Annotated in this window: 5 protein-coding genes and 1 CRISPR repeat array; of the genes, 4 read left to right on the top strand and 1 reads right to left on the bottom strand. The window is 29.5% G+C overall.

The window, feature by feature from the left end; translation table 11 throughout:
* The first annotated feature begins 161 nt into the window (after positions 1–161).
* The 4 genes from IAA47_07715 to IAA47_07700 all read left to right on the top strand — a co-directional run bounded on the left by IAA47_07715 (position 162) and on the right by IAA47_07700 (position 3,420).
* Positions 162–929 carry a haloacid dehalogenase-like hydrolase gene (locus tag IAA47_07715; GenBank protein ID MBU3842851.1) on the top strand — a complete coding sequence of 256 codons (768 nt, stop codon included), beginning with the start codon at positions 162–164 and terminating at the stop codon, positions 927–929.
* A 9-nt stretch (positions 930–938) separates the two neighbouring features.
* Positions 939–1,088, top strand: coding sequence for a hypothetical protein (locus IAA47_07710; GenBank protein MBU3842850.1), 150 nt, complete (start codon positions 939–941; stop codon positions 1,086–1,088).
* A 90-nt stretch (positions 1,089–1,178) separates the two neighbouring features.
* On the top strand, positions 1,179–2,333 hold the full coding sequence (gene fucO / locus IAA47_07705) for a lactaldehyde reductase (GenBank protein ID MBU3842849.1): 1,155 nt from the start codon (positions 1,179–1,181) through the stop codon (positions 2,331–2,333).
* 163 nt (positions 2,334–2,496) lie between these two features.
* Complete coding sequence (locus IAA47_07700) at positions 2,497–3,420, top strand: AEC family transporter (protein ID MBU3842848.1); 924 nt, start codon at positions 2,497–2,499, stop codon at positions 3,418–3,420.
* Positions 3,421–3,641: 221 nt separating this feature from the next.
* A CRISPR array of direct repeats spans positions 3,642–4,212; the repeat unit is 30 nt; unit sequence CTTTATATTTAATCAGAGTGGAATGTAAAT.
* Between the two features lie 268 nt (positions 4,213–4,480).
* Here the strand turns inward: IAA47_07700 and IAA47_07695 are convergent.
* Positions 4,481–4,802: transposase (locus IAA47_07695; protein ID MBU3842847.1), on the bottom strand; the 322-nt coding region annotated here is incomplete at its 5' end.

Below are 4,802 nucleotides of genomic sequence, written 5' to 3'. Positions count from 1 at the left end.
AACAAGCAGTCTAAAACTAAAAAGAACCGTAGGAACTACGGGGTTAGCTTGGTAAATATAGTTGGCTAACAAAAGCAACTACTTCCCAAGAAGAAGCTCCCACTTCAAAAATTACAAAGTAATTTTAAGTGAGAGAGGTTCACAAAGGAGTGAGGTTTAATATGAAAAGATATTTGGATTGTACAGCTAGTGATCTAGAGAAGATGAGTAAAGAGGAGTTTTTAAAAGCAATAGCAGCGAGTGAAGGAAGATTAATTGTTTGTGAGACTATAGGTAAAGTTCAACCTATGTTGGGAGATATCAGCAATGCTGAATTTGTTGCAGCTATGGGAGCTGATATGATAATTTTGAATGTATTTGATGTAAATAATCCAGAAGTAAATGGGCTACCAAAGGTTGAAAAATCGGAAATAATTAGAGAGATAAAAAAATTAACAGGAAGAAAAGTTGGAATAAATTTAGAGCCGCTAGAAGTTGGAGTAGAGAGTAGTGTGGCAACAGATGAAACTTGGCAACTTTCATCAGGACGTAAGGCAACATTAGAGAATGCAATAAAAGCTGTGGAAATGGGAGTAGATTTTATAGTCTTGACTGGAAATCCTGGAATAGGTGTAACAAATAAGGCTATTGTAGATACTTTGAAGATATATAAGGAAAATATAGGAGATAAGGTTGTTTTAGTAGCTGGAAAGATGCATGCAGCTGGAATTTTAAGTGAAGCAGGAGAAAATATTATTACTAAAAAAGATATTGATGAGTTTATTATAGCAGGAGCTGATATTGTTCTAATGCCTGCTCCAGGAACAGTTCCAGGAATAACAATGGAATATGTAAGAGAGTTAGTAGTTCATACACATAAGGCTGGAAAATTAACTTTGACAGCTATTGGAACTTCTCAAGAAGGGGCAGATACAGCTACAATAAAGTAGATAGCTCTTATGTGTAAAATGTCAGGAACTGACTTACACCATTTAGGTGATGCTGGATATATAGGAATGTCTTTACCAGAAAATATTCTTGAATATGGAAAAACAATTAGAGGAGTAAGACACACTTATCGTAGAATGGCAATGTCAATAAAAAGATAAAAAATATACAAAAACCTCTTGAAAAATGAAAAATAAAGTACTATAACTAAAGTATAGGGAAGTATTAAAATATGTAGGGAGGAAAAGAAAATGGGAGTAGCAAGATATATATTAAATGAAACAAGTTATTTTGGAATAGGAAGTAGAGAAAATTTAGCAACTGAGGTAAAAGCTAGAGGATATAGAAAAGCTTTGCTTGTAAGTGATAAAGTTCTTGAAAGTTGTGGAGTACTAGACAAAGTAAAAAAAGTTCTAGATGAAGCAAACATACCTTATGATATATATGTGGATATAAAACAAAATCCAACAGTAAAAAATTGTAAAGATGGATTGGTAGCCTTTAATAAGGCAGAAGCAGATTTTATTGTAGCAGTAGGTGGAGGATCTGTAATAGATACAGCTAAAGCTATAGCTATAACTAAAAATAATCCTGAATTTGAGGATATAAAATCACTAGAAGGTGTAGCCCCTACCCATACAAAATGTGTTCCTATAATTGCTTTACCTACAACTTGTGGAACAGCTGCAGAAGTAACAATAAACTATGTAATAACATTGGAAGATGAGAATAGAAAAATAGTGTGTGTAGATCCGAAAGATATTCCACTAGTAGCTATTGTTGATGCAGAACTTATGCTAACTATGCCTAATAGAACAATAGCAGCGACAGGAATGGATGCATTAACTCATGCAATAGAAGGATATATAACTAAAGGAGCTCACATAATTTCAGATATGTTTGAGTTAAAGGCTGTAGAATTAATAGCTAAACATTTAAGAGGAGCAGTAGCTAATAAAAATTTGGAAGATATGGAAGGAATGAGTATAGCTCAATATATAGCAGGAATGGGATTTTCTAATGTAGGACTTGGAATAGTTCACTCAATGGCTCACCCTTTAGGAGCTGTATATGATATTCCTCATGGAGTAGCAAATGCATTACTTTTACCAACAGTAATGGAGTTTAATATGTCAGCATGTATAGATAAGTATGGAGATATAGCAAAAGCTATGGGAGTAGATACAACTGGAATGAGTAAAGAAAGAGCAGCACAAGCAGCAGTAGATGCAGTAAAAAAACTTGCTATTGATGTTGGAATTCCTCAAAATTTGAGGGAATTAAATATCCCAAAAGAGGGATTACCTAAACTATCTAAAGATGCATTAGCTGATGTATGCACAGGAGGAAATCCAAAAGCTGTAACTTTAGAAGATATAGAAAAATTATATAATAAAGTTTATTAATTTAATAATTAAGAGGGTAAGTTTTTTACTTATCCTCTTTTTCCATATTAGGAATGAAAAAATCTTGTATTTTATTGATTTTTTTCAAAAATTATTATATAGTTTAAGGAAGGTATGATAAATTTTATCATACCTTTTATTAAATATTAATGGGAGGAAGATAGTGGATATTAGCAGAATTTTGAATTTACAGTGTATATTATTTATACTAATAGCAATAGGAACTATTACAAGTAAACGTGGAATAATTAAACCAGAAAATAAAGGTGTATTAACAGATTTATTAATCTATATTTTTTTACCAGCCAATATTATAAGTTCATTTAATATGAAATTTAATTTAGAAATATTTATAAAATTTTTACTTGTACTTCATTTTGCTTGTTTAGCTCAAGTAATATGTCTATTTTATAGTAAGAAACTATATAATAATGTAGAGGAAAGAAAGAAAAAAGTTTTACAATATGCTACTGTTTGTTCAAATGCTGCTTTTTTAGGATTACCAATAATAGAGAGCATATATGGAGTAGAGGGTGTAATGTATGCGTCTGTAGCTATGATACCTCAAAGAATAGTTATTTGGTCAGCTGGAATATCTTGTTTTACTAGGGCAGAGAGCCCAATGAAAGTTTTTAAAAGAGTTGCCTTACATCCATGTATTATAGCTGTGTATATAGGATTGATATATATGGTTTTACCTATAAAATTTCCAACTCCTATTGAGTATACTATAAAGACTATTGGAAATTGTACTTTAAGTGTATCGATGATATTGATAGGAACTATGTTAGGAGAGATCGATAATTTAAGTTCAATTTTTTCTTGGTTATTAGTAAAATATACAATGATTAGACTATTTCTTATTCCTTTAAGTGCTTTAGTAGTTTGCTATATATTTGGTTTGGATTATATGAGTACAGGAATAGTTGTGTTATTAAGTGGAATGCCAGCAGGAAGTACAACGGCTATACTTGCTGCAAAATTTGATGGTGATTATATTTTTGCTAGTAAAGTAGTTGTTTTCAGTACTGTTATGTCAGTTATATCAATATCTATATGGAGTCTATTTCTACCATATCTGTTTTAACTATCCAATTCGTTGGATAGTTTTTTTGTCTATATATGATAATGCTAAAAATAGTGGGGTTCGACAATGAAGGGAAATATAGAAAAAATAGGAGTTTATTCAAAATAAATAAAAAATAAATAGAAAAGTTGAATAAAAAAATTAGGGATAGACAAAATTAAGTAGATAATGTATTATAAAATAAAGGATAAATAGAAAACTAAAGGATAAATAGAAAACGTCTTTATATTTAATCAGAGTGGAATGTAAATATAACCAAGTCCTTTAGGTCTTGGTAATTTCTGGTCGCTTTATATTTAATCAGAGTGGAATGTAAATCAAAGAAAAAGAAAAGTTAGAAAAAATAGGAATAATGGCTTTATATTTAATCAGAGTGGAATGTAAATGTACTATAAAAAAAATCAAGATTCAAGTCATAGTTCCTTTATATTTAATCAGAGTGGAATGTAAATACAGGTAAAACTAAAACAGCAACTATGCTTGGCTATAACTTTATATTTAATCAGAGTGGAATGTAAATAGATGTTGTCATGCTATCAAAAAGCTGTTGTAGATCAAACTTTATATTTAATCAGAGTGGAATGTAAATTCATAGGTAGCTTTCTCATTATTACAACTTTTTATACCCTTTATATTTAATCAGAGTGGAATGTAAATCTTTTACAAAGATCTAAATTCGATCTTATTTCACCACTTTATATTTAATCAGAGTGGAATGTAAATCTGTTCTAGCTCCATCTATGACACTAAAATCTATTCTTTCTTTATATTTAATCAGAGTGGAATATAAAGCTATACTATTTTCTATTTCGAGAGTTCTCGAAATAGAGTTAGATTTAATAAAAATCGAAAATATATAAAAATTTAATAGTCTAGCTATGGACAAAATAAAAAAAATAAAGTAAACTAATATCAAGAAAAATCTGTTAATTTAAAATGAAAACTAGCTCAAGAAAATATGAAAAGGTATTTAGAATGATTTAAAAAATATTTTATCTCTAAAAAGAATAGCACAAAAAAGCATAGATGTCTATGCTCAAAAAAATATTCTTTTTAATTTTTAAAATAATAATAAGTTACTTCTTTGAAGTTCTGAGTATGACACTCCAACTAATCTTGCAGGTGTTTCTCCGTTTAAACTACTATGTGGAATAATATAGTTATAAAAGAAAAAGAAACCTTGTAAAAGCGCTTGAACTGATGCTTCAGATTTAAAGCCATGACAAGTTTTATACTTATGTTTAAATCTTTTAAAGAAACTTTCTATTAAATTATTCGTAATATCATCATACCATGATTGAACCTTGATATGTTTAGATTCATTAAAAACAACTTTAGTTGGTATTGTATAGCTAGAAAGTCTATCTGAGACAATATTTAAT

Source organism: Candidatus Fusobacterium pullicola (assembly GCA_018883725.1).
Classification (GTDB): Bacteria; Fusobacteriota; Fusobacteriia; order Fusobacteriales; family Fusobacteriaceae; genus Fusobacterium_A; species Fusobacterium_A pullicola.
The sequence above is the reverse complement of the archived record's forward strand: the minus strand, read 5'-3'. Positions and strand labels throughout refer to the sequence as shown.